Below are 23,252 nucleotides of genomic sequence, written 5' to 3'. Positions count from 1 at the left end.
TGGCGACCGCCAATCCCGCCTATTGGCTCGATCCAGGAGATATTTGAATGCCTTTCGCCCTTCATCGTGGCGGTCCCGTCAGGGGGCTCCGCCTCTCCATTATACAGACGCGCCCTGGTCAGCTGCTTGCGACTGTTGTCGGCGCGACGGTGGCCTTTGCTGTTCCTGCGCAGGCCCATGTGAAATGGTTCGCGCCTTATATCGTTGACGCGGCGCCACAGCCAATCGGAGTCACCCTGACCAATGTCTGGTTCTGGATCGGTATCGCGCTGGCCCTGACGGTCTTCCCTGCGACAATTGCCGTCGAAACGCGCTCCGTCGGGCGGAGCGTGCTTGCGGGCATGGACCGGATCAGCGCGCCGCTCGCAATCCGCGCAGACGATTTCATGCGCGCAGCGACGGCTGCATTCTTCGTGGCGATCTTTGCAGTTGGTGGTGTCTATCTGACACCCGACCTCCAGACGCCGTCGGAGTTGGTGTCGTGGGCACAACTGGCTATTGCGGCCGGCATCTTCTCACGCAAGACGATGCCGCTGTCAGCGCTCGGAATCATCGCGCTTTGGCTCGTCGCCTTGAAGGATTACGACGTCTTCCATCTGCTTGACTATCTTGCGCTCGGCGTGGGCGTTGCTGGCTACTTGCTTCTTGCCTCGACTGATAATGCCCGTTGGCATGAAAAGCGCTTTCTAGTGCTCTTCTGGGGCGTGACAATCGCGCTCATGTGGTCAAGCCTGGAAAAATTCGCTTACCCGAACTGGTTCTACCCGCTGGTGGAGGAAAAACCCTTCCTTACCTTCGGCATTCCCCGCGACATCTTCATTCCGATGGCAGGGGTTGCGGAATTCACGTTGGGATTCGGACTGATCTGGACTCCCCTGGTACGGCGACTGTCGGCCGTCGCGCTGCTGATAATCTTCACGGCGGCCGTCTATCCCTTTGGACGCATTGACCTCGTCGGCCACGCCATGATTATGGCAGCACTCATCCTGATCGCCGTCGATCCATTGAGTAAACGTGCGGCCCCAGTGCCCCGTCAGCCTGCAGCCATTGCGCACGCCCGCTCTCTCGCCGTTGTTACCATGAGCCTCGCCCTGGCGCTTGTGGCGGTGTCGTCGAGTTATTGGGGCCTGCATGCCACCTTCTACGGCGCTAACGGCCGGGCGACTGCCGGCCAGATTTCCACCCACACCTACAGCCCGGAACATCCGCATGGGCCGGGAACTCCCGCGATCTCCAAGCCGGATCCGCAGGCTCACAGTCAGTAGAGTCACCCGCGATGGCCGGAGACACCTCGGCCGTCGCTACCATCATGCGAACAAGGTGTTTGTCAGACGGCCAGCGATTTGAACAGGATAGAGACGTTGTCACCGGAACCGGCTGGCAACCACCCGATCATCGCCCGATTCGCCTATTTGCGCGCTCGCCGAGCGCGACGATTTGTCGGCGGCGTCGGCAGATCGGCCCAACCTGACGAAGGGGCGAAGTCCGGACGAAGGCTGATCGAGACCTGCGGCCCTACTTGTTATCTGACGCCAACGTTTTGTTATTTGATCACGCGTGTTTGCGGTGGATCAAAGCTGGACACTGTCCATTGCCTCTACAGATAGCCTGCACTGGCGTGACGTCGCTTGATCTTGCCGCAACGGAGGCGAAATCTGATGAACCAAATAGCATCTCTGTCACTGACGACGTACCCGGACCCGACCCCTCCGAAAATAGCGGCGAACGCAGTCGCCATCGTTAAGCAGATCGGGGCCTCGCTTCATGCTGTCGCCATCACTGTCGATATACCCGACGTTTCGAATGCGCTGTCGAGCTATCTCCTCGACCTTCCCAACAAGATCCGCGAGGTGGAAGCAGCCAGTCGCAAGTGCGGCACCACTCTGCTGCAGGCGGTCGCGAGGGAAGCCTCGCAAAGCGGCGTGACCCTGACCACACAAGAGATAACGGCACCGCCGGCATTGATGGGTGATGTTGCAGCGAAGGAGTCCCGCTATTTCGATCTCTGTCTGGTCGGTTGGGAGTCGGACAATCAGGCAGCACGCATGGCTGCGGAAGCGATACTGTTCGGGTCGGGTCGCCCGACGATAATTCTTCCTGACGCCGCGGATATCGGTGTCCTTGGCCCAGTCGTCATCGCATGGGATGGCAGTCGCGTGGCGGCACGGGCCGTTGCCGACGCACAGCCGTTTCTGGAGCGCGCTTCGGCGATAACGGTCGTGACCGTGACGGATGAGAAACCGCTCCCCGGACGCGACATCGGCGAACGCCTTGCGCAGAGCCTCAGGACGCGCGGCCTGGCGGCCGGGGCCTCCTCGATTCAGATTGACGGTCGTTCGATCGGAACTGCTCTCCAGGAGCACGCCCTCAAGATCGGCGGCAACCTGCTCGTCATGGGCGGATACGGTCATTCGCGTATCAGAGACTTCGTGCTCGGTGGGGCGACCGAAGGTATTCTCTCGGGTCTGCGCCTGCCCGTGCTCCTGTCGCACTAGGGCTTGGTGGCATGAGAGGCGATCGCGATAAGGATCCGGATCTGCTTTTCCACGGCGCAGCCCACGGCGTTACCGGCTCATGCTATGAGATTGAGGCGTCACGTGCACGGATCCTCGTCGACTGCGGCCTGTTCCAGGGGTCGAAGTCCGAGCGCGAGTTGAACTACGGTGCATTCCCGTTCCCGCCTGAGGCGATTGACGCCGTCATCCTGACGCATGCGCATATCGACCACAGCGGCCTTCTGCCGAAACTGGTCAAGCAGGGGTTTTCTGGCCCGATCCACACGACCCGCGCCAATGAGCCGCGCCGCCTGAGCCAAAAAAAATCGCCCGCCTCGACTGGCATAATGACCTTCAAAACTTCTCCTGGACATTAGCGAGGCGGTTGGCGCCGCAGCCGACGAAAGGGGCCGCGCCGCAATTGTCAGGCGAATGCGCCGGGCGCTCGAGGACAGCGACGCACAGAGGCTGGGCGACGTGACATGAGCTGAAAGCGCGCGAACACATTTCTCTGGTTCGCTGCAGATCGACGAAGACAGGCGCATGTCGCGGTTCGGCGACAATCGCCAAAAGGCAATGGGAGCCAGATATGACGGAGCATCTTATAGCAGCCTCCGAGCGCCGGTTGACCGACCAGGAGCTCCACGACATCGACGCCTATTGGCGCGCTGCCAACTATCTGACGATCGGCCAGATCTACCTGCTCGACAATCCACTGCTTCGCGAGCCATTGCGGCTGGACCATGTCAAGCCGCGCCTGCTTGGCCATTGGGGAACGTCGCCGGGGCTGAGTTTCATCTACGCGCATCTCAACCGCGTGATCCGGCTCAGAGATGCAAATGTCATCTATATTTGTGGCCCCCGGCCATGGCGGCCCGGCAATGGTGGCGAACACCTATCTGGAGGGCACGTATAGCGAGCTCAATCCGGACATATCATTGGACGAGCAGGGCATGCGCAAGCTGTTCCGGCAATTCTCCTTTCCGGGTGGGATTCCGAGCCATGTCGCGCCCGATGTGCCCGGCTCGGTTCACGAGGGCGGCGAGCTGGGTTACGCGCTTTCCCATGCCTATGGCGCCGCTTTCGACAATCCGGACCTTGTCGTCGCCTGCGTCGTCGGTGACGGCGAAGCCGAAACCGGGCCGCTTTCCGCCGCGTGGCACTCTAACAAGTTTCTCAACCCGGCGCGCGACGGCGCTGTGCTGCCGATCTTGCATCTGAACGGCTACAAGATCGCCAATCCGACCATCCTGGCCCGCATTCCCGAAGACGAATTGCGCGCGCTGTTCATTGGCTATGGCTATGAACCGCTGTTCGTTGAGGGAGACGATCCGGCCATTATGCATGAGCTGATGGCGACCGTGCTCGACGACGCGCTGGATCGCATCAGAGCGATCCAGGACGCAGCGCGCCATGGTGCCGTAGCGCTGGTGTCGCGACCGAAATGGCCAATGATCGTGCTGCGAAGCCCCAAGGGCTGGACCGGTCCGAAGGAGGTCGACGGACTGAAGACCGAAGGCTTCTGGCGTGCGCACCAGGTGCCCTTGTCGGGCCTTGCGGAAAACCCCGCCCATCTCAAGCTGCTCGAGGAGTGGCTGAAAAGCTATCGACCCGACGAACTGTTCGATGAGGCCGGCGCACCACTTGCCGAGATCCGCGCCACCGCGCCGCAAGCAACGCGACGTATGAGCGCCAACCCGCATGCCAATGGTGGTCTGCTGCGTCGGTCCCTCGATCTACCCGTCTTGCACGACCATGCGATAGCCGTCGCGCGGCCCGGGGCGGTTAAGGCCGGGTCAACGCGGGTAATGGGGAAGTTCCTACGTGGCGTGATGGAGCTGAACGACGGCTCGAAGAACTTCCGTAATCGTTGGCCGGGACGAGACCGCCTCGAACAGGCTTCAGGACGTGTTCGAAGTTACCGAGCGCGCTTGGATGGAAACGATCCTCCCCGAAGACGTTCATCTCGGCCGCGATGGCAGGGTTCTCGAAATCCTTTCCGAGCGTACCTGCCAGGGTTGGCTCGAAGGCTACCTATTGACCGGGCGGCACGGTCTGTTCTCCTGCTACGAAGCGTTCATTCACATTGTGGATTCCATGTTCAACCAGCATGCGAAATGGCTGGATGCCTGCCGGGACATACCGTGGCGGCGACCGATCGCATCGCTGAACTATTTGTTGTCCAGCCATGTCTGGCATCAAGAACATAATGGCTTCAGCCATCAGGATCCCGGTTTTATCGATGTTGCCCTGAACAAGAAGGCTGACGTCGTGCGCGTCTATCTGCCGCCGGATGCCAACACCTTGCTCTGTGCGACCGACCATGTGCTGAAGACATGGAACCGCATCAACGTTGTCGTGGCTGGCAAACCGCCGTCATGGCAGTGGCTGTCGATGGATAAGGCGCTCGTTCATTGCAAAACGGGCATCGGCATCTGGGACTGGGCTTCGACCGAGGAAGGTGCGGAGCCAGACGTCGTCATGGCTTGCGCCGGCGACGTTCCGACACTGGAGACGCTCGCGGCCGTCCAGATCCTCAGGCACCATGTTCCTGAGCTCAGGGTCAGGGTGGTCAATGTGGTCGATCTGATGACCCTGCAGCCCAAGGAGCATCACCCGCACGGCCTGTCAGATCGCGATTTCGATGCGCTGTTCACCACTGGCAAACCCGTCATCTTCGCCTACCACGGCTATCCCTGGACCATTCATCGCCTGACTTACCGTCGCACCAACCACGACAACATCCATGTCTGTGGGTACAATGAAGAAGGCACGACGACGACCCCCTTCGATATGACGGTGCTGAACGGCCTCGACCGGTTCCATCTCGTACAAAGCGTGCTCGACCGGGGTCCACAGCTCAGGAGCGTTCAGGTCGGCCTGAAGCAGGCGATGGACGTCAAGCTGCTTGAACATAGAGCCTACATTCGCGCCCATGGCCGCGACATGCCCGAGATACTTGAATGGAGGTGGAATGAGGGTCCTGATGAGGCGGCAATCGGCCCGCACTAAGGACGGGCCGAGGTCGGACGCCGTCCTGGTCCTGAACCGTGATTCCTTTCCGCCCTGGCCTTCGCCGTCTTCGGGGGGCGCGGCGGGACTCCGTTGCTAGAGCGCGGTGGTCTGTAGCGAAGGGAATGGGTACCAGCTGCTATCTGCACCAACACCTCACATGACCAACTTGGTGTCAGTTCCTGTCGGACAAGAAATGCAACAGAGCGCGCTTTGGCGATTGAAGAAAGCCGACATGTCTGAATCCAACGCATCGACCATTCTCTCGCCCGGCCTCAGCGAGGTCGAGGCGCAAGCGAGGCTCCTCGCCGAAGGGTTCAACGAATTGCCTATGACCGGTAGGCGCACGCCGTTGCGGATTGCTCTCGAGGTAATGCGCGAACCGATGCTGGCTCTCCTGCTGGGTGGCGGCGCTGTCTACCTGCTTCTTGGCGATCTGCAAGAAGCGTTGATCCTGCTTGCCTTTGCCACATTGTCGGTCGGCATAACGATCGTTCAGGAGGCGCGGACAGAACGCGTTCTCGAGGCATTGCGTGATCTTACGAGCCCCCGTGCCCTGGTGATACGCGACGGTGAAAGCAAGCGCATTGCGGGTCGCGAGGTGGTGCGGGGCGATTTGGTTGTCCTGGGCGAGGGGGACCGGGTCCCGGCCGACGTGCTGCTGATCCAGAGTGCAGACCTCCAGACCGACGAGTCTTTGCTGACTGGCGAATCCGTCCCGGTGCGCAAGATCGCAGGCAAAGATGGCCACCTGCCAGTCGAGCGCCGTCCAGGTGGAGACGACCTGCCTTTTGCCTTTTCCGGATCACTGGTTGTTCGCGGTTCAGGCGTCGGCGAAGTTTTGGCAACCGGGCCGCGCAGCCAAATCGGTGCGATCGGGCAATCGCTCAGTTCCATGGAGACCGAAGCACCCCGCTTACAGCGACAAACAAAACGCCTTGTCGGCATATTCGCACTGGTCGGCGGCGCGGTCAGTGTTCTCGCGGTCATGCTTTATGGGTTTTGCGCGGAGGATGGCTTGATGCGGTGCTAGCAGGCATTGCGCTCGGCATGTCGATGCTGCCGGAAGAGTTCCCCATGGTGTTGACGATTTTCATGGCCATGGGGGCCTGGCGCATCTCACAGGCACGCGTGCTCACCCGCCGCACGGCGGCGATCGAAACGCTTGGCTCGGCAACGGTTCTCTGCACGGACAAGACCGGAACGCTGACCGAAAACCGCATGACAATATCAGAACTGAGAACGCCGGATGGCAAACTGCTCCGATTGCCAGACGGCTCGAACGGAGCGATGCCGGCGGCATTCGGCGTGGTGGTCGAGGTTGGCATGCTCGCCAGTGCCGAGATTCCTTTCGATCCGATGGAAAGGGCATTTCACAATCTCGCCCAAGAACGGGTTTTTCGGGTGGGAAGAGTCGAACAGCTCTGATCGGAAACTGGTCCGCACCTATGGTCTGCGCCCCGACTTGCTTGCCATGTCGAATGTGTGGCGGTCGGCGGCTGCCGGCAGCAATTGCCAGGTCGACGGAAGGACTCCGCGTCTTGGGCGTAGCGCGAGGCAGTCATGCCGGCGACCAACTGCCCGACAAGCAGACTGGTTTCGATTTCGAATTCATGGGCCTCGTCGGGCTGGCCGATCCTCTACGACCAGGCGTTCCGGATGCCGTGAGTGATTGCCGCGCCGCCGGGATTAGAGTGATCATGATCACCGGAGACTATCCGGCGACCGCACGAGCAATTGCCAGCGAAGCTGGGCTCGATTTCAACGATGTCGTCACCGTGAAATGCTCAAGACACTGGACGATGCGGCCCTTTCGGCGCGCGTGAAGACCACAACGGTGTTCGCGCGGATCATGCCCGAGCAGAAACTGGCGATCGTCAGAGCCTTAAAGGCCAATGGCGAGATCGTCGCCATGACGGGAGACGGCGCCATGGCGTTCACAGAAACCTTGACCGAAGCGACACGATCCCCACTCAGACGACAAAGTGCCGCGATGGCCTCCGGAGAGCCCTTGGCGGCGCCCCCTCGCTGAAAGCCGCCAATATTGGCGTTGCTATGGGAGGCCGCGGCACCGATGTCGCCCGCGAAGCATCCTCCATTGTCCTTCTCGATGACGATTTCGGATCGATCGTCAAGGCCATACGGTTGGGCCGTCGCATCTATGACAATTTGCGCAAAGCGATGGGTTTCATCCTTGCAGTGCACGTGCCGATTGCCGGCTTGGCTCTACTTCCATTGCTGTTTGGACTGCCAATCCTGTTCGGGCCAATTCACATTGCCTTTCTGGAGATGGTGATCGACCCGGTCTGCTCACTGGTTTTTGAAGCGGAAAATCCGCGGGATCCGGAAGCGGCGCTCTTCTCGCGTCCGTTGATCGCGTGGGGCCTTCTACAGGGCTTTCGGGCTTTCGTGCTCGTTGCGGGCATTTTTCTTCTCGGCTTGCGCTGGGAAATGCCAGAGGATGAGATTCGCGCGTTGACGTTCTTCTCCTTGGTATTGACGATCGTCGGGCTGATTTTCGTCAACCGCACGTTCAGCGAGTCGCTGCTGATTGCGCTGTTGCGGCCAAATCGATCGCTTGTAATTGTCGTCGCCGTCGTTGCTGCCGCACTTGGCGGCACGCTTCTGTGGCCGCTTGCGAGTAGTCTCTTCCAATTCGGACCGCTGCACCTGGATGATCTTACCGTCACGCTTGCGGCCGGGATCGCAGTGTTGGTCTGCCTCGAGTTGTTGAAACATTTCTGGCGGGAGCGCCTGAAGGCTTGACCGACCCGGTTGCGCTTAACCGCAGTACCGATCGGCTCACCTATGCCCACCGCCACGCATTGCGACGGGCCAGCGCAAAAGAAGCAATGAGGCGATAGCGACGGTCACCTGCATCGGCATGGCATCGCCGGCGCCGACGGCGGAAGCCGAAGTCAGCGCCGCCTGGATCGGCCGGGTTCGTTTCGGAGATGCCGAGTTCGTCGAGCGCATGCGCTCCAAGCGCATCCTTCACCATCAATTGGTCCTGGAATGTGGAAGCCGCTTCAACGCCCCCGCCAAGAATGGTGTCCGGACGCCGAATGACGAGAGCATCTTCGTGTGAGGGTGGCGTTCCATGGCTGAACATCTGCGCTGACGAGACCGAGTGCGCTCCTTGGGCTCATGATGTATCGTATACTCAGGACGATCCGAATGGTCCGTGGTCCGTGATGGCCGAATTTTTTCCTAGCGGCCAATACAGCATACACCCACGAAGACCTGTACAGCAGCGCGGTCCAGGCTGACCCCGCCGCTGTGGCAGCGCCATCGGAGCGATCAGAAGAAGCCGAGCTTTTTCGGGCTGTAGCTGACCAGCATGTTCTTGGTCTGCTGATAGTGGTCAAGCATCATCTTATGGGTCTCGCGGCCAATGCCCGACTGCTTGTAACCGCCAAACGCAGCATGCGCCGGATAGGCGTGGTAGCAGTTGGTCCAGACGCGGCCCGCCTGGATGGCTCGGCCGAAGCGGTAGCAACGATTTGCATCGCGGCTCCAGATGCCGGCGCCGAGTCCGTAAAGGGTGTCGTTGGCGATCTGCAGCGCCTCTTCGTCATCCTTGAAGGTGGCCACCGAGACCACCGGTCCAAAGATTTCCTCCTGGAACACTCGCATCTTGTTGTGCCCCTTGAACACGGTCGGCTGGACATAATAGCCGCCGGCAAGGTCGCCCGGAAGTTCGGCGCGCCCGCCGCCAGTTAGCACCTCGGCGCCTTCCTGGCGGCCGATATCAAAGTAGCTCAGGATCTTTTCGAGCTGTTCCGAGGATGCCTGCGCGCCGACCATGGTGGCCGGATCGAGCGGATCGCCTTGCACGATAGCCTGGACGCGTTTCAGCGCCGTCTCCATGAAACGGTCGTAGATCGCTTCATGGATCAGTGCACGGCTTGGACAGGTGCAAACCTCCCCTTGGTTGAACGCGAACATGACGAAGCCCTCGACCGCCTTGTCGAAGAAGTCGTCGTCTTCAGCGAGCACATCCTGGAAGAAAATGTTGGGCGATTTGCCGCCGAGTTCGAGCGTTACCGGAATGAGGTTCTGGCCGGCATATTGCATGATCAGCCGGCCAGTCGTGGTTTCGCCGGTGAAGGCGATTTTGGCGACGCGCGGCGAGGAGGCGAGCGGCTTGCCCGCTTCGAGGCCGAAGCCGTTGACAATGTTCAGGACCCCCGGCGGCAAAAGATCGCCGATCAGATCGGCCCAGAGCAAGATCGACGCCGGTGTCTGTTCAGCCGGCTTCAGCACGACGCAATTGCCGGCGGCAATCGCGGGCGCCAGCTTCCAGCACGCCATCAGCAGCGGGAAATTCCAGGGAATGATCTGGCCGACCACACCCAGGGGTTCGTGAAAGTGATAGGCGACGGTGTCGTCGTCGATCTGGGAGAGGCTGCCCTCCTGACTGCGCAGCGCGCCGGCGAAATAGCGGAAATGATCGACAGCGAGCGGCATATCGGCGGCGGTCGTTTCGCGGATCGGCTTGCCATTATCCCAAGTCTCGGCAAGTGCCAGGAGGTCTAGATTGTCCTCCATGCGATCGGCGATGCGGTTGAGGATCAGCGCACGCTCGGCAACGCTGGTGCGGCCCCAAGCGTCCTTGGCTCCGTGCGCCGCATCGAGCGCGGCTTCGACATCGGCCTCGTCGGAACGTGCGACCTCGCATAACAGCTGGCCGTTCACCGGCGAGTAGTTGTCAAAGTATCGGCCGGAGCGTGGCTCTGTCCATTTGCCGCCGATAAAGTTGCCATAGCGCTTGGCAAAGGGGACCTTGACCGTACGCGAAAATTCCACCTTGTTCATATCTTCCTCCCGAAAGCGACGCCGCGGGATGCGGACGTCCCGGTTGAAAGCGTTGCAGGATAAGGATCGCAATGTCAGCCCTATGCTGGCAGCGGGCCAGGGCGACCTGTCGCAAAACTGCGACAGGTCACGGACGCGAACATCAATGTGGACGCCGGATGCCGAACCGGGCAAGCTTGCGATGGAGTGTGGCGCGGGAAATGCCGAGATTCTGCGCGGCGGCGGAGACGTTGCCTTGCGACCGGGCGAGGGCGCGCTGGACGACGGAGCGTTCGGCTTCCGTCAAGTCTTCCGATACCGCCGGAGCGTCACCCAGGAGGTCGGCGGCGGGCAATGGCCTCGCCAGGCAATCCTGCGTTATGCCAAGCGCCAGCCGCGCAGCACGGGTCGCCCCGACCACGAGATCGTCGGCATCGACCGCCACTAGCGCGCCCGTGCTCTTGTCGGCGACTGGCGCCAGCAGGATGCGCGCTTTCGCAAACGCCATGCGGAAATTATCGGCTTCGATACGTCGGGCGGCTTCGCTAACTGCCATGGCGATCAGATTGACGAAGCCCTCCGTCAGGTCGGCCCGGCAGGACGATACGTCGAGCGCGGCGACGAGGTTCCCCAGATGGTCATAGACCGGCGCCGTGGTGCAGCTGAGCAGCGTATTGCGGGTGAAAAAATGCTGGTCACGGTGGATGGTGAGTGCGCGCTGTTCCACCAGGCAGGTTCCGATGCCGTTGGTGCCCTCGCTGTGTTCGCTCCAGACGGAGCCGGTCCACAAACCCCAGGAATGAAAGGTCTCGTCATCGACCGGCGCGCCGCGGCGATCGACCGGCACGCCATCGGCATCGGCCAGCAACACACAACAGCCGACGCCACCGACAGCAAGATAGAGCCTGTCCAGACTGGACCGGGCGGCAGCGAGCAGAGGCTCGACCCTCTGCCGGGCCATGCTCAATTCGATCTCCGTCAACCGCCGGGGCAACTTCTGACCCGCAGGATCAAGCCTGTGCAATGAGGCCGAGCGCCGCCACGAAGCGACCAACGCCGATTTCGCGGCGGCGCCCGACGCAATCGATGCTTGAATACGGTCCGCATGCAATGTGGCCGTGTGTCGGTCCATGCCTTCCTCCCGAAGCCTGAACGCCGATGGACTTGCCTGCTGTTTTCTCAGCGTTCAGCGGCAAATATGGATGTAATTCCGGCTCCTATGTTAGCCCTGATGTCCCACTGTCAATTGGTCTGAAGTGCTAGAAACGCCGTGTATGCGTTGCCCCCAGGCTCAAAAGCTGCGAATCTGCGAGTGCCTCTTCCGTCGTCCGATTCGATGTCGACGCAGTTCATTCGCTCATCGCATGAAGCGCGTCGTGCTTGATGATCTCGATGCTGCGCAGATTGAGCAGGCGGATGACGCCCTTGTCCTTCAGCCGGGTGAAAACCCGCGATACGGTCTCGATGGTGAGGCCGAGATAATCGCCGATATCCATGCGTGACATCGGCAGTTCGACCTGCCGCAACCCGCCCTGCCGCTCCGCCATGTCGACCAGGAACGCGGCGACGCGTTCGATGGCATTCTGGCGGCCGAGGACCAAGAGATGTTCCTGCGCTCTCGTCAGGCCCTTGAGCGCCAACGGCAGCAGCTGACCGGAGATATCTGCACCAGTGGCAAAGCGGAAGACGCGGACACCCGTGGCATTGATGGCTTCCGCGAAGAAATGATGGGTGGTGTCGGCTTCGAAGCCGAATGTCTCACCCGCCAGATGGAAGGCACTTATCTGCCTGCGACCGTCCGCAAGGAGGCGGTAAATACGGACGGCGCCAAACTCGACCTGATAGAAGGCTCCGGCCTTTTCACCTTGGGCATAGATTTCCGAACCGGAGGGAAAGAAGCTGACCGGCTGGAGCGGTGTCGGATCGAATGCCGTAGGCAGGCTCGGCTGCACGGAGTGCGACGGCAGTGAAATTCTGGAGGTCGATTGGGCGTGCATGGCTGTTTTCCCGGTTGATCCGTGACACCAGCAATCGCGCGAATCCGCGGGTCGCGAAATTCGGTTATGTCCCTACGGGAAACTACCTAGCGCTCGAGAGGCGCTAGTGGTCTGGCCCTGTGCTGCACGAACCCTGGATCGTCAGGCCGCTTGGGGAGCGAAGCCGAACGGTTTTCCGGATGTACCGTGCACAACTCGGGAGAGTCGGGGGGCGCCGGACCGGCTTCCGCCTCCCACAATTGATTAGCATCCGAATACACCGGCCGATGCTGTCACTCAGGGAAATTGAGGTAAATCAACCTGCTTTCAAGCGAGATATGCCAATATTCGTCTGTCCTTTGTGGAGCTTTTTCCAATGAGACGAATTGGTGGTTTCCTGCTGGCCATGTCTATGGCCATAGTGGCCACGGCGGGTGTGGCTTTCTTGCTTTACAAGAACGAGCTTGGCCGTATGCGCGACGCTGCCAGCCGCGGCAGTGTGGTCGCCAAGCTCGACATAGGCCCGATCGAATACGCCGACAGTGGCGTGGGTACTCCGCTCTTATCGATCCACGGCGCCGGTGGCGGCTTTGACCAAGGCCTTGCCAATGCAGCCAATTTTGTGGGTGAGGGCGTTCGGGTCATCGCGCCGTCGCGCTTCGGCTATTTGCGGACGCCCGTTCCGCAGGATACCTCTCCAGCCGCGCAGGCCGATGCGCACGCGGCGCTGCTGTCCAAACTGAACGTTCCCAAAGCGGTGGTCGTCGGCGTTTCGGCGGGCGCGCGTTCTGCGGTCGAGCTAGCACTCCGGCACCCGGACAAGGTCACCGCTCTCATTCTGATCGTCCCAGGCCTTTATTCGCCCACCAGTCCGGTCTCGATACAAGCGAGCCGCGGCAACAAGTTCGTATTCTGGGTCGTCAATGCCGGCGGCGATTTCGCATGGTGGGCCACCGAGAAGATCGCACCGTCAGTGCTCGTTCGCTTCCTCGGCGTTCGGCCCGCGCTGGTTGCGGCTGCGCCCCGGGCCGAGCGGGACCGCGTCATGAGTGTCGTCAAGAGCGTTGAGCCGTTGTCGCTGCGTTTCCCCGGAATCAACATCGATAGCGCCCCCGAGTTACATGAACTGCCGTTGGAAGTAATTACTGCGCCGACGATCATTATTTCTGCGCGCGACGACCTGTTTAACACGCTGCCGGCAGCTGAGTTCGCCGCGGCCAAGATCCCAGGTGCCAAACTGGTCGTCTACGACGCTGGGGGACATCTTCTGGTTGAACAGCAGCAGGATGTTCGTATAGCAGTTCGCACGTTCCTAGCTGGCGCCGGCCTCATCCCGCCACCCGTTGGCCCGAAACAATGATACAGCATCCGCTTGGGGCAGAACCGCCTCACAAGCCGTTTCGTTGCTGTCGCCCGTCGAAGGAACAGTCGCAGGGGGAGGGCAGCGTATCATGCCGGCTCTCGCTTTCTTGGGCACTTGCGTATTCTTCTGGCGACCTCTGCTGCATCGAAATTAGCGAAGCACACAATCATTAAACTAAAAGATGGATATGATCCCAGGATTAACTATTTCGAAGCCTAGGCGCGGTTCCGATTTGTCTTTTGAATCGTCTTTCGGGATTGCGCCCGAGACAGTTCCGGTTGAACGGCAATCCAACTCAGTTCCCCGCTTTTTCTTGGTCGTGCCTGACAGATCGCAACAGGCTGACGTTACTGTTTTTCCGACCACCACCTTCTTCTCGTGCGCAACGGCGGCGGTGGATCCGGCAATCCCAATTGCCGCGCAAATTATAGTCAATCTCATTGAATTCCCCTCCAGCGCACCGGCAAAAGCGTGGTCGATCGACGCCAGCGACAGCAGTCGCGCTTCGCCGGTCGGTGCGGCTTCCGGCTTTGTAAGATTGTAACTACATTAGCTACAGCGCAAGTAACTCTTCCGGACTAGGGAGCGAGTCCACGCGCCTACCACCCTTGAAAGCTTTTCGATGAAGCGGCTGAGCTGCCGGCGAAATGGACGTTTCAGCCTATTCCACCGCGCTCTGCGACGGTCACGCCGTCCGTGACCCTGTCGCTCGGGTGCAGCACCACGCGATCGCCTGCGGCAAGTCCCGACAGAACCTCTGCCGTCCGGTTGTTTCGCTGACCGATCTTGATGATGGTCGCCCGCGCACTGCTGCCCCTTACGGCGAACACCGCCCAGTCGTCTCCTTGTCGGAACAGGGCACCCACCGGCACGGTCAGGACGTCATCGGCCTTCCAAATCGTGATATGCACGATCACACGATAATCGTGACCGAGCGACCGCCATGCTTCGGGAGGATCGACGAAATCGATGATCGTGCGGACCCTTTGTTCCTCGATACCGAGGGTCCTCGGCCTTCCACGCTCAAGTTGAACGGCATCGAACGCAGCTTTGAGGATTATGTCGCGCGCGGCGTCCCGTACGGCCCCGACGATGGCACGCTCGCTCCGTGGGCCGTCGTGGCCTCCTTGCCGTTCGCGCCAGAAATCGTCCGACCGGCGATCAGCTTCTGCATCCATCAGGCCAAGCTCAAGGCCGCCAATGCCTACGGTTTCAAGGCGGCTTTCAATCCGACGCATCCAGGGACGATGGACAACGCCTTTGGATGGTGGGTTTCGCCCTGGCACTTCGGCCTCAACGAGGGCCCCGTCGTGCTAATGGAACGATCGCAATGGCCTCCTGTGGCGGCTGATGCGCTCGTGCCAGTACATCCGCAGCGGCCTGCAACGGGCGGGATTTGAAGGCGGCTGGTTGGGAGAGTTCGATCGGGAACCGACGCCAGCTGTTTGATCGGCTTGCGCCGAGGTAGAGCGTATTCGGCGGTTGAAGGAGTCTGCTCACTGTGGAGCAGGAGCACTCCTCCTGGAAATGGAAAAAGGCTCGGCCGTCCCCAGCGGCGGCGGCGGCCGTCGCGGCAGCTTCAGGCTCGCAATCGCGGCGAGCCCCATCGCGGCGGCAGCGGTAGGAATGCGGCGCCTTGCAGGCCGGGGAAACCGAAGCCGCTCTCCGGCCACGGCAGCAAGGCGGTCTACCGAGGCGACAAGGTGACCAAAGCGGTGTGGGCCGAGATCGCCCGTGGCGGCTACGTGGCCCAGTCATCTGCCTCACCCGGACAGCGCATGATCGAAATCGATGGCGCACCAGCGCCGCGCAAGATGGACGTGCGGCTTATACTTATGGCGGCCAGGTGCTGCTGGCCGCCGCGCGCCTCTACCAGGGCCAGACTACCAATTTCCGCACACCCGGCGGCGGTTTTGCTCCGGTCCTGGTCATCTGAATTTGTATCGATCATCAGTCCTGACGAAACGGCGGCTCGCCTAACAGTTTGCGTATTCGCGGGGGGCGATACTCCGATCGGCCAACTGCTCGGCAAAAAAACGTCTCGGGCAGCGCGATGCGACAAGGACGCTGGCGGCTGCTGACAGGAGGGTTGGGACACCATCGGAGTCCCAAAGCTCCGGGTGATCGGCAGCTATAGCATGGGATCGAGATCGTCCCGAGGCGAGGTCCCGAAGCCGGCGAGCGATGCATCTAAATCGGCTTAAACGAGCGATGCCTGCTCAGCCGGCTGAGGCTCGACGGTTAGATTGGAGCGCCTGCTCAAACCATGTGCCGCGTTCACCTCTAACAATTTCGACGGCGTCATCGAGCCTGCCGATCGCGGCAGGCTTGCCGGTTGCCTCAGTGAACTCGATTGCGGCACTGACCTTTGGCCCCATGGAGCCGGCAGGGAAATTCTTGCCCGATATCTCACCTGGGGCCACTCTCCGGAGCGCACGGGCAGCAGCGGTGCCGTAATCGACGTAGACTGCGTCGACGTCGGTCAGCATGAGCAGCATGTCGGCCTTCAATTGGCGCGCCAGAAGCGAACTTGCCAAGTCCTTGTCGATAACGGCCTCCACACCGCAAAGACTGCCGTCATCCCGCGCTATCACCGGGACGCCGCCGCCGCCCGTGCAAATGACGATGACGCCGCGTTCGACAAGGAACGAGATCACGGATGCTTCCAGGATCTCCAGCGGCCTGGGCGAGGGCACGACGCGGCGCCATTTGTCGCTATCGGGCGCGATCTGCCAGCCGCGTTCCGCGGCAAGCCGGCGCGCAGTTGCCTCATCGTAGACCGGGCCGATCGGCTTCGTCGGGCGAGCGAAAGCCGGATCGTGCGGGTCCACCTTTACTTGCGTCAGCAGCGTCGCAAACAGCCTCTCCGTGAGGAGGTTGCCGAGCTCCTGCTCGATCACATAACCGATCATGCCGGCGCTCTCGGCGCCGAGCACGTCGAGGGGAAACGTTCCACCGTCCGAAGTGGCCGCCGCCTGCAGCGCGAGCAGGCCAACCTGCGGGCCGTTGCCGTGCGTGATCACGATCGAGTGCCCTTCGCCAACCAGATCCGCCAATACAGCCGCGGCACGCACGATATTGGCGCGCTGGTTCCCGGCGGTCATCGGTTCCCCACGGCGCAGCAGTGCGTTTCCGCCGAGCGCAACGACGATAAGCATCTCAGTTGCCGATCGTGGCGACGAGCAGGGCTTTGATCGTATGCATGCGGTTTTCGGCCTGGTCGAAGACGATTGAGGCGTCCGATTCGAATACCTCGTCGGTGACCTCCATGCAGTCGATGCCGTATTCCCGTGCGATGAACTGACCGATCTCGGTATCGGTGTCGTGGAACGCCGGCAGGCAATGCATGAATTTGACGTGGGGGTTGCTGGCGGCAGCCATCACTTCGCTGGTGATCCGGTAGGGCGTCAACAGACGAATGCGCTCGGTCCAGCCGGATTTGTCCTCGCCCATCGACATCCACACGTCTGTATAGACGAAGTCGGCGTCCTGGACGCAGCCCTTCACGTCTTCGTCCAGCCTGAAGCGGCCGCCGCTGTGTTCCGCCAGTTCCCTGACATGGGCGCAGAATTCCTCGTCCGGCCAAAGTTCCTTGGGCGAGGCGATGCGCATGTCGATGCCGACCTTGGCCGCTCCGAGCGCCAGCGACAGCGCGACATTGTCGCGACCCTCGCCGACGAAGGTGACGATCATGCGGAAAGATGCTTGTGCGTATACTCGCGCATGGTCATGAAATCGGCGAGAATCTGCGTCGGATGCGCCTCGTCGGTAAGGCCGTTATAGACAGGCACGCCGGCATGCGCGGCAAGCAGTTCGGCCTGATGCTGGGCAAAGCCGCGATATTCGATCGCGTCGTACATCCGGCCGAGCACACGGGCGGTGTCTTTCATGGATTCCTTGTGACCGATGTGGCTGCCGCTGGGGCCGAAATAGGTGACATGGGCGCCTTGGTCATAAGCTGCCACCTCGAACCCCGTCCGTGTGCGCGTCGAATCCTTCTCGAAGATCAGCGCGATATTTTTCCGGGTGAGACGCGGTATCTCGTGCCCGGCGAGCTTGGCGGCCTTAAGATCGGCCGCCAGCTTCAGAAGAAATCGGATCTCGCCGGCCGTGAGATCGTCCAGGGTCAGGACGGAGCGGCCGTGAAGATTGATCGACATGCGGTTTTCCTTTCAGGTCAGACCGGGTCGCGGGCAATGGGACAGGTCATGCAGTGCCCGCCGCCGCGGCCGCGACTGAGTTCGGCGCCCTCGACGGTGATGACTTCGATCCCGGCGCGGCGCAGAAGCGTGTTGGTGTAGACGTTGCGGTCATAGCCGATGACGACGCCGGGCTCGAGCGCAACGACGTTGTTGCCATCATCCCATTGCTCGCGCTCGGCCTCATAACGGTCGCCACCGGTGGCGATGATCCGCAGCGATTTCAATCCGAGCGCTTGGGCAACAACCTCTGTGAACGGTTTTGTCTCATCCGTGACCTCGACCGTTGCCGCTCCGTCGCCCGGCCGCAGCGAGAAGGTGCGCAGCCGCTCGACCACCGGCGGGTACATCGTGACCAGATCGCGGTCGCAGAAGGTGAAGACGGTGTCGAGATGCATGAAGCTGCGGTCCCGCGGCATCAGCGCGGCGATCACGCGCGCCGCTTCGCCAGCAGCGAACAGGCTGCGTGCGAGGGCGCCCACGGCTTGTGGCGTGGTCCGCTCTCCCATGCCGACGAGAACCGTTCCATCGCCGATGGGCATGACGTCTCCGCCTTCTAGGCTGATGCCGGTTCCCGGATCAGGTGAAACGAAGGGGATGCCGCTGTCGCGAAAGCGGGGGTGGAAGCGGTAGACGGCTTCGACATTGGCCGCTTCTGGCCGCCTCGCGGGCCAGTACATGGCGTTGACCGAGACCGAGCCATAGATCCAGCAGGAGCTGTCGCGGGTGAAAAGCTGGTTCGGTAGCGGCGGAAGCACAAAGTCCTGGGGTGCGAGCGACCTTCCGGTAAGTCCCCGCGGTTCGAAAGGAAGCTCCGCGCGGGCAATGCCGCCGATAAGATAAGCCGCCAGCTGCGCCGAGGACATTTCATCGAGCCATCCCCGCATCTCGTCGACCATGTCGAGCCCGACGACTCCGGAATGAACCCGGCGGTCGAGAAGCCAGTCGCGAGCCTTGGCAATGCTCATGGTCTGGGCCAGAAGGTCCTCAAAAGAATGCACCAGCACGCCGCGCTCACGCAACGCATCGACGAAGACATCATGCTCCTGCCGTGCCTTCTTGACCCACAGGACATCATCAAAGAGCAACGCCTTGCAATTGTCCGGCGTCAGTCTTTGCAGGCTGAGATCGGGGCGGTGCACCAGCACCTCGCGGAGTCGGCCAACTTCAGAAAAGGCGCCAAGCTTGGTCGTGGTGATAGGAGCGTTCATAGCGGGCTGATGCTCCCGTTCCAGATGAGGTAGGCGGCAGCGATACCGACAGCGACAAGTGCTGCGGCGAGAGCTGCTTCGACAGGATGGAACACGCGTTGACTGGTTTCACGACGGGCCCAGACGTAGAAGATGATGCCTGGCGCATAGAGGATCGCGCACATGAACAGGTAGGCGGGCCCCGCCGCGTAGACGAGCCACAGTCCGTAGACCGTCGCCAGCAGCCCGGCGAAAAGAGGTCCGGCACGTTGTTCGCCGCTCTCATAACTCTCTCCGGTCAGCGCGAGCTTGGCCGCGTAGGCTCCGGAAAAGATGTAAGGCACCAGGATCGCCGCCGATGCGATGTAGAACAACGCCTGATAGGTGCTTTGCGCGAAGAGCGTGACTACCAGGAATGCCTGGACCAGCAGGTTGGTGATCAAGAGCGAAGTTGACGGCACGCCTCGCTCGCTCTCCCGGCCAAAGAATTTCGGCATCGTCCCGTCCTTGGCGGCGACATGCGGAATTTCGGCGGCAAGCAGCGTCCAGCTCAGGAAGGCGCCGACCACCGACACGACAAGCGCAACGTTGATGAGGATGGCGCCCCAGGGGCCGACCACCGCCTCCAGGACACCAGCCATGGAGGGGTTCTTCAGCGCGGCAAGCTCAGGCTGGCTCAAGATGCCGAGCGACAGCAGCGAGACCAGGGCGTAGAGCGCGAGGCAGGTGAAGAAGCCGAGAACAGTCGCCACGGCAATGTCCTTGCGGCGCTCGGCACGGCCAGAGAATACGCTGGCGCCCTCGATGCCGATGAACACCCACAGGGTCACCATCATCGTGCTCTTCACCTGTGCGGTGATCAAGCCGAGGTCGGCGTTGCCAAGCCCGTTGAAGTCGAGGGACCAGACATCCAGCTTGAAGGCGACTCCGAAAACCCCGACGAACAGAACGATCGGAGCGATCTTTGCCACCGTGACAATGACGTTCACGATTGTTGCCGGATGCCTGCGAGAACCAGGGCGTGGATCAGCCACAGCAGGATCGATGCACCGAGCACGGCCTGCCAGGTATTTCCGTCGCCGAAGGCCGGAAAGAAATAGGACAGGGCGCTGAACACGATCACCGCGTAGGAGACGTTGCCGACCCAGGCGCTGATCCAATAGCCCCAGGCGCTGTTGAAGCCGATGAAGGGACCGAAGCCGGCCTTGGCGTAGGCGTAGGGACCCGCGTCGAGTGCGGGCTTGCGGGTCGCGAGCGACTGATAGACGAAGACGAGCGCCAGCATGCCGACCGCGGTGATGGCCCAGCCAATCAGGATGGCAAGCGGACCAGCGCCTGCGGCCATATTCTGCGGCAGGCTGAACACGCCGGAGCCGACCATCGAGCCGATCACCAGTGCCGTGAGGGAACCCAATCGAAGCTTCGTTGCTGCTGTGCTCGTCACTTTTCGAATAGGGATATCTATTCCGGCCGTCGTCATGATGCTCTCCCGGGTTTGAAGATCTCGATGGGAGGCAATGAACAGGAAAAGGCGGCGGGCAACTTTGACGCGCGTCAAACAGTTGCGCACTCGGATCGGGTTCTTTTCGTTGGGATGCGGTGGCCTTTGACGTGATTCAAGGAACACGGGCGGTGGCCGGATGCTCGCGCGCCGAGCCTGCACATTTGCCCGAGCCATTTCGCCCGCGTCGCGGTCTCGCGCACCAGACGGATGCCGACAAAAATGGGGGATGCTTCGACGCATGCCGGCAATACCGTGGCTGAGGAACAAAGCCGATAAAAACGGAGGGCATGCCCATCGTTACCACGACCCGAGCAGACCTGCCGCGAAGCAGTGTCCCGGTGAAGCCGCGATGCTTGTCCGGTAGGCGAAGCCGTTCCCGGCCGCATGACCTGCTCCAGCTCGGTCGGCGGTATCCTTGAGGCTGTCAGGAAACGCGCCGTGTTTGAACTTTTGCATCGCCCGCCGAATCGGCAATCGAGCGTCGCTAGGTGGACCCGCAGAAGGGGTGAAACGTCGCCTGCGGTGAGCAGTGTAACGCCCGTAAGTGGGAGATTTTGATATTGATCAACGCCGCAACATACGAGGTCGCTAATATATTGCCAGGCATGAAAGGGGTCTGTCATGGAAATTACAACGCACGACCTCATGACGGTGCTGCATGGAATGGGGTTTGGAGCCCTGTTCATGCTGGCGTTCTCCGGCGCGCTGGTCGAACTCTATCGAATTTCTGCGCCTGGCGCGCCGTCGGCGATGAGCGCGGGAGGCCAGACACTGCTTGGTCTTTACCTCGTGGCGATGGTGATACTCGCGTGGCTCACTGTGTTCTCTGGCACCTACGTCATCTATCCTTGGTATCGAGCCGTTCCGCCGGAAGGCGTCACCGATCTTGCGGACTATCCGCGGAGATTGCTCCTGTCCAGCGGGAAGACATCCGAGTGGCATAACGTCGGCATGGAATGGAAAGAGCATGTAGGCTGGCTAGCACCGATCGCCATGACCATGGTGGCCTACGTCACCACGAAATACGGGCGAGCAATCATTCAACACCGGAACATGCGCATCTCCGTATTAAGTTTCGCCGTGGCTGCCTTTGTCGCCACGGGGATCGCCGGAGCGTTCGGTGCATTCCTGAACAAATACGCTCCGATACGGGGTGGCGATGTGATCATTCTGATGCAGGAGGAAGTGCCATGACTACGTCGCAAAATGCGGTCGAGTTTGGAAAGACCGTTGAGACGATCCCGAATGGCCCCGGAGCTGCGGCCATTCTGGCAGCGGGCATCGGTTGTGCTGCCATCGGCGTTCTAGCATTCGTGTCCGAGTTGTCGCCCGGACTGCGGGGTCTATTGAATTTCTACAATCCTGTCGGCCCGCTCTCCGGCAAGACGACCGTAACAATCATCGTTTGGCTCATTGCTTGGTACGGGCTGTCACGGATTTGGCAAAGGGAAACGGTGAACATGCGCACCGTCAACGTCGCAGCGCTCATCTTGCTCGGGATAGGATTCCTACTAACCTTCCCGCCGTTTTGGTACCTTTTCGTGTAAACTCCGGGTTCGCCGCCGTATCCATCACTGAGCTTACCCGTCACGCCGCGATCATCTTCGCTCCCGTCGCTGACTTGGTCCCGATCGCGTTGCGTGCTGTGCGCAAGGGCGGCAAAGTGCCGTCCTGGTGCCGTGATCGACTCCAACCGGACTATCTGGCCCGCTCACCGAGCTTGCGGATTTGTCCGAGCCATTTCGCCCGCGTCGCATCGCTGGCGCCCGCGACCATGCCGAACAGGGTTTCGCGCACCGGGCTGATGCCGGCAAAGCGCAGAATGCTCCGCCGCATGCCCGCAATGCCGTGGCTGAGGAACCAAAGCCGGTAAAAAATGGAGGGCATGCCCATCGTCACCACCATACGGGCGGAGCGGCCGCGAAGCAGTGTCTTGGGGAAGCCGCCATTGTCCGGGTAGGCAAAGGCCGTTCCCGGCCGCATGACCTGTTCCAGAAAAGCCTTGAGCAAGGCCGGCATGGTTCCGAGCCAAAGCGGAAACACAAACACGATGTGCTCCGCCCAGACGATCGCTTCGGCGGCATCCTTGAGGCTGTCGGGTATCGCGCCGTGTTCGAACTCCTGCATCGTACGCAGCATAGGAAAATCGAGCCCTGCCAGATCGATTTGCCGCACGACATGTCCCGCCCGTTCCGCGCCCTCGGCATAGGCCTTCGCAAGGCCGCGGCAGAGCCGGTCCGGAGACGGGTCAGGATGGCCGACCACAACCAGGATGCGTCGCGACATGAGTTGCTCCCGAGGCGTCTCGTTTGAAACGCTAAGGCCGCTCGACCCGTGCCACCTGATAGGTGTGCATGGCTCCGTTGCGTTCGATCGACACGTATTCACCGGTCACGAAACGTTCGTCACCGAGATGGAAGCCGATATCGTCGTCGCGGTCGCCTTCGGCATAGTCGAAATACCACTGTCCGCCGGGCTTACGCCGCAAACGGCCGATCAGGTCGTCTTCACCGGTACGAAAGCGACGGACACGACAAGCGCCCCGATGCTCCTTCCACTCGTGTGCGTCGATCCGGCCATCGCTGTCCAAGGGGGCGAGAACGTCATAGCCTTCCTCGTGATCCCCCGTGGGATGGCCCTTTTCGCGGGCAAGCAGCAATCGGATGTGCCGGAATTTCGCGCTGAGGTCTTTCAAGCTTGTCATGGCTTACTCCTT

Annotated in this window: 16 protein-coding genes and 5 pseudogenes; 10 read left to right on the top strand and 11 right to left on the bottom strand. The window is 61.2% G+C overall.

The genetic code is table 11. The features are described 5' to 3' along the window. Window positions 1-47: 47 nt before the first annotated feature. From EN807_RS22245 to EN807_RS22225, 5 genes and pseudogenes are all read left to right on the top strand, one after another. The gene (locus EN807_RS22245; protein ID WP_246684270.1) at window positions 48-1,265 is read left to right on the top strand and encodes a hypothetical protein; all 1,218 of its coding nucleotides are present in this window, start codon (window positions 48-50) and stop codon (window positions 1,263-1,265) included. A gap of 393 nt (window positions 1,266-1,658) precedes the next feature. Next, a complete protein-coding gene (locus EN807_RS22240) occupies window positions 1,659-2,495 on the top strand; it encodes a universal stress protein (RefSeq protein ID WP_065010737.1) in 837 nt (278 codons plus the stop codon). Window positions 2,496-2,506: 11 nt separating this feature from the next. Further along, window positions 2,507-2,788: pseudogene (locus tag EN807_RS22235) on the top strand (MBL fold metallo-hydrolase); the annotation flags it as partial. Window positions 2,789-3,084: 296 nt separating this feature from the next. Further along, a pseudogene (locus EN807_RS22230) lies at window positions 3,085-5,507 on the top strand (phosphoketolase family protein). Between the two features lie 235 nt (window positions 5,508-5,742). Next, window positions 5,743-8,273 (top strand): annotated as a pseudogene (locus EN807_RS22225) (cation-translocating P-type ATPase). 111 nt (window positions 8,274-8,384) lie between these two features. Here the strand turns inward: EN807_RS22225 and EN807_RS22220 are convergent. The 4 genes and pseudogenes from EN807_RS22220 to EN807_RS22205 all read right to left on the bottom strand — a co-directional run. Beyond that, window positions 8,385-8,517 (bottom strand): annotated as a pseudogene (locus EN807_RS22220) (VIT family protein); the annotation flags it as partial. A 290-nt stretch (window positions 8,518-8,807) separates the two neighbouring features. After that, a complete protein-coding gene (gene adh, locus EN807_RS22215) occupies window positions 8,808-10,325 on the bottom strand; it encodes an aldehyde dehydrogenase (RefSeq protein ID WP_065010734.1) in 1,518 nt (505 codons plus the stop codon). A 142-nt stretch (window positions 10,326-10,467) separates the two neighbouring features. Continuing rightward, window positions 10,468-11,436 (bottom strand): helix-turn-helix domain-containing protein, encoded by a 969-nt coding sequence (locus EN807_RS22210; protein ID WP_135936672.1) that lies wholly within the window; start codon window positions 11,434-11,436, stop codon window positions 10,468-10,470. Between the two features lie 217 nt (window positions 11,437-11,653). After that, window positions 11,654-12,301 carry a helix-turn-helix domain-containing protein gene (locus EN807_RS22205; RefSeq protein WP_065010732.1) on the bottom strand — a complete coding sequence of 216 codons (648 nt, stop codon included), beginning with the start codon at window positions 12,299-12,301 and terminating at the stop codon, window positions 11,654-11,656. A gap of 355 nt (window positions 12,302-12,656) precedes the next feature. Between EN807_RS22205 and EN807_RS22200 the strand changes: the two genes are divergently transcribed. The 3 genes from EN807_RS22200 (at window position 12,657) to EN807_RS22185 (ending at window position 15,043) form a co-directional block, all read left to right on the top strand. Then, window positions 12,657-13,640: an alpha/beta hydrolase gene (locus tag EN807_RS22200; RefSeq protein WP_135936671.1), complete on the top strand. Its 984-nt coding sequence runs from the start codon at window positions 12,657-12,659 to the stop codon at window positions 13,638-13,640. A gap of 184 nt (window positions 13,641-13,824) precedes the next feature. Further along, window positions 13,825-14,187 carry a hypothetical protein gene (locus EN807_RS22195; protein WP_135936670.1) on the top strand — a complete coding sequence of 121 codons (363 nt, stop codon included), beginning with the start codon at window positions 13,825-13,827 and terminating at the stop codon, window positions 14,185-14,187. A gap of 103 nt (window positions 14,188-14,290) precedes the next feature. Then, on the top strand, window positions 14,291-15,043 hold the full coding sequence (locus EN807_RS22185) for a glucoamylase family protein (RefSeq protein WP_348640258.1): 753 nt from the start codon (window positions 14,291-14,293) through the stop codon (window positions 15,041-15,043). Between the two features lie 819 nt (window positions 15,044-15,862). Here EN807_RS22185 and arcC read toward each other — a convergent pair. The 5 genes and pseudogenes from arcC to EN807_RS37475 all read right to left on the bottom strand — a co-directional run bounded on the left by arcC (window position 15,863) and on the right by EN807_RS37475 (window position 20,590). After that, window positions 15,863-16,801 carry a carbamate kinase gene (gene arcC / locus EN807_RS22175; RefSeq protein ID WP_065010728.1) on the bottom strand — a complete coding sequence of 313 codons (939 nt, stop codon included), beginning with the start codon at window positions 16,799-16,801 and terminating at the stop codon, window positions 15,863-15,865. Between the two features lies 1 nt (window position 16,802). After that, a pseudogene (gene argF / locus EN807_RS22170) lies at window positions 16,803-17,803 on the bottom strand (ornithine carbamoyltransferase). A 17-nt stretch (window positions 17,804-17,820) separates the two neighbouring features. Further along, window positions 17,821-19,053, bottom strand: a complete 1,233-nt coding sequence (locus tag EN807_RS22165) for an arginine deiminase (RefSeq protein ID WP_065010727.1) — start codon at window positions 19,051-19,053, stop codon at window positions 17,821-17,823. Continuing rightward, window positions 19,050-20,021 carry an amino acid permease gene (locus EN807_RS22160; protein WP_281405218.1) on the bottom strand — a complete coding sequence of 324 codons (972 nt, stop codon included), beginning with the start codon at window positions 20,019-20,021 and terminating at the stop codon, window positions 19,050-19,052. The genes EN807_RS22165 and EN807_RS22160 overlap by 4 nt, the downstream gene beginning before the upstream one ends. Continuing rightward, entirely contained in the window at window positions 20,018-20,590 is a 573-nt protein-coding gene (locus EN807_RS37475) for an amino acid permease (protein ID WP_281405217.1), read from the bottom strand. The genes EN807_RS22160 and EN807_RS37475 overlap by 4 nt, the downstream gene beginning before the upstream one ends. A 567-nt stretch (window positions 20,591-21,157) precedes the next feature. Between EN807_RS37475 and EN807_RS22150 the strand changes: the two genes are divergently transcribed. Then, complete coding sequence (locus EN807_RS22150) at window positions 21,158-21,730, top strand: hypothetical protein (protein WP_135936669.1); 573 nt, start codon at window positions 21,158-21,160, stop codon at window positions 21,728-21,730. Beyond that, window positions 21,727-22,083, top strand: coding sequence for a hypothetical protein (locus EN807_RS22145; RefSeq protein WP_082982612.1), 357 nt, complete (start codon window positions 21,727-21,729; stop codon window positions 22,081-22,083). Before EN807_RS22150 ends, EN807_RS22145 begins: the two co-directional genes overlap by 4 nt. A 151-nt stretch (window positions 22,084-22,234) precedes the next feature. Here the strand turns inward: EN807_RS22145 and EN807_RS22140 are convergent, their stop codons facing one another. Both EN807_RS22140 and EN807_RS22135 read right to left on the bottom strand, forming a co-directional pair. Continuing rightward, window positions 22,235-22,822, bottom strand: a complete 588-nt coding sequence (locus EN807_RS22140; RefSeq protein ID WP_135936668.1) for an NAD(P)H-dependent oxidoreductase — start codon at window positions 22,820-22,822, stop codon at window positions 22,235-22,237. Window positions 22,823-22,853: 31 nt separating this feature from the next. Further along, window positions 22,854-23,240, bottom strand: coding sequence for a hypothetical protein (locus tag EN807_RS22135; protein WP_128341569.1), 387 nt, complete (start codon window positions 23,238-23,240; stop codon window positions 22,854-22,856). Between the last annotated feature and the right edge of the window lie 12 nt (window positions 23,241-23,252).

Origin of the sequence: Mesorhizobium sp. M5C.F.Ca.ET.164.01.1.1, assembly GCF_004792125.1 — a bacterium.
GTDB lineage: Bacteria > Pseudomonadota > Alphaproteobacteria > Rhizobiales > Rhizobiaceae > Mesorhizobium > Mesorhizobium wenxiniae.
Note: the sequence above shows the minus strand (reverse complement) of the source record. Positions and strands in the feature narration are given on the sequence as shown.

Excerpts from the sequence above, each read along its gene's own strand:
- EN807_RS22245 (WP_246684270.1), top strand. The coding sequence starts at position 48 with ATGCCTTTCGCCCTTCATCGTGGCGGTCCCGTCAGGGGGCTCCGCCTC.
- EN807_RS22240 (WP_065010737.1), top strand. The coding sequence starts at position 1,659 with ATGAACCAAATAGCATCTCTGTCACTGACGACGTACCCGGACCCGACC.
- adh (WP_065010734.1), bottom strand. The coding sequence starts at position 10,325 with ATGAACAAGGTGGAATTTTCGCGTACGGTCAAGGTCCCCTTTGCCAAG.
- EN807_RS22210 (WP_135936672.1), bottom strand. The coding sequence starts at position 11,436 with ATGGACCGACACACGGCCACATTGCATGCGGACCGTATTCAAGCATCG.
- EN807_RS22205 (WP_065010732.1), bottom strand. The coding sequence starts at position 12,301 with ATGCACGCCCAATCGACCTCCAGAATTTCACTGCCGTCGCACTCCGTG.
- EN807_RS22200 (WP_135936671.1), top strand. The coding sequence starts at position 12,657 with ATGAGACGAATTGGTGGTTTCCTGCTGGCCATGTCTATGGCCATAGTG.
- EN807_RS22195 (WP_135936670.1), top strand. The coding sequence starts at position 13,825 with ATGGATATGATCCCAGGATTAACTATTTCGAAGCCTAGGCGCGGTTCC.
- EN807_RS22185 (WP_348640258.1), top strand. The coding sequence starts at position 14,291 with ATGGACGTTTCAGCCTATTCCACCGCGCTCTGCGACGGTCACGCCGTC.
- arcC (WP_065010728.1), bottom strand. The coding sequence starts at position 16,801 with ATGCTTATCGTCGTTGCGCTCGGCGGAAACGCACTGCTGCGCCGTGGG.
- EN807_RS22165 (WP_065010727.1), bottom strand. The coding sequence starts at position 19,053 with ATGAACGCTCCTATCACCACGACCAAGCTTGGCGCCTTTTCTGAAGTT.
- EN807_RS22150 (WP_135936669.1), top strand. The coding sequence starts at position 21,158 with ATGGAAATTACAACGCACGACCTCATGACGGTGCTGCATGGAATGGGG.
- EN807_RS22145 (WP_082982612.1), top strand. The coding sequence starts at position 21,727 with ATGACTACGTCGCAAAATGCGGTCGAGTTTGGAAAGACCGTTGAGACG.
- EN807_RS22140 (WP_135936668.1), bottom strand. The coding sequence starts at position 22,822 with ATGTCGCGACGCATCCTGGTTGTGGTCGGCCATCCTGACCCGTCTCCG.
- EN807_RS22135 (WP_128341569.1), bottom strand. The coding sequence starts at position 23,240 with ATGACAAGCTTGAAAGACCTCAGCGCGAAATTCCGGCACATCCGATTG.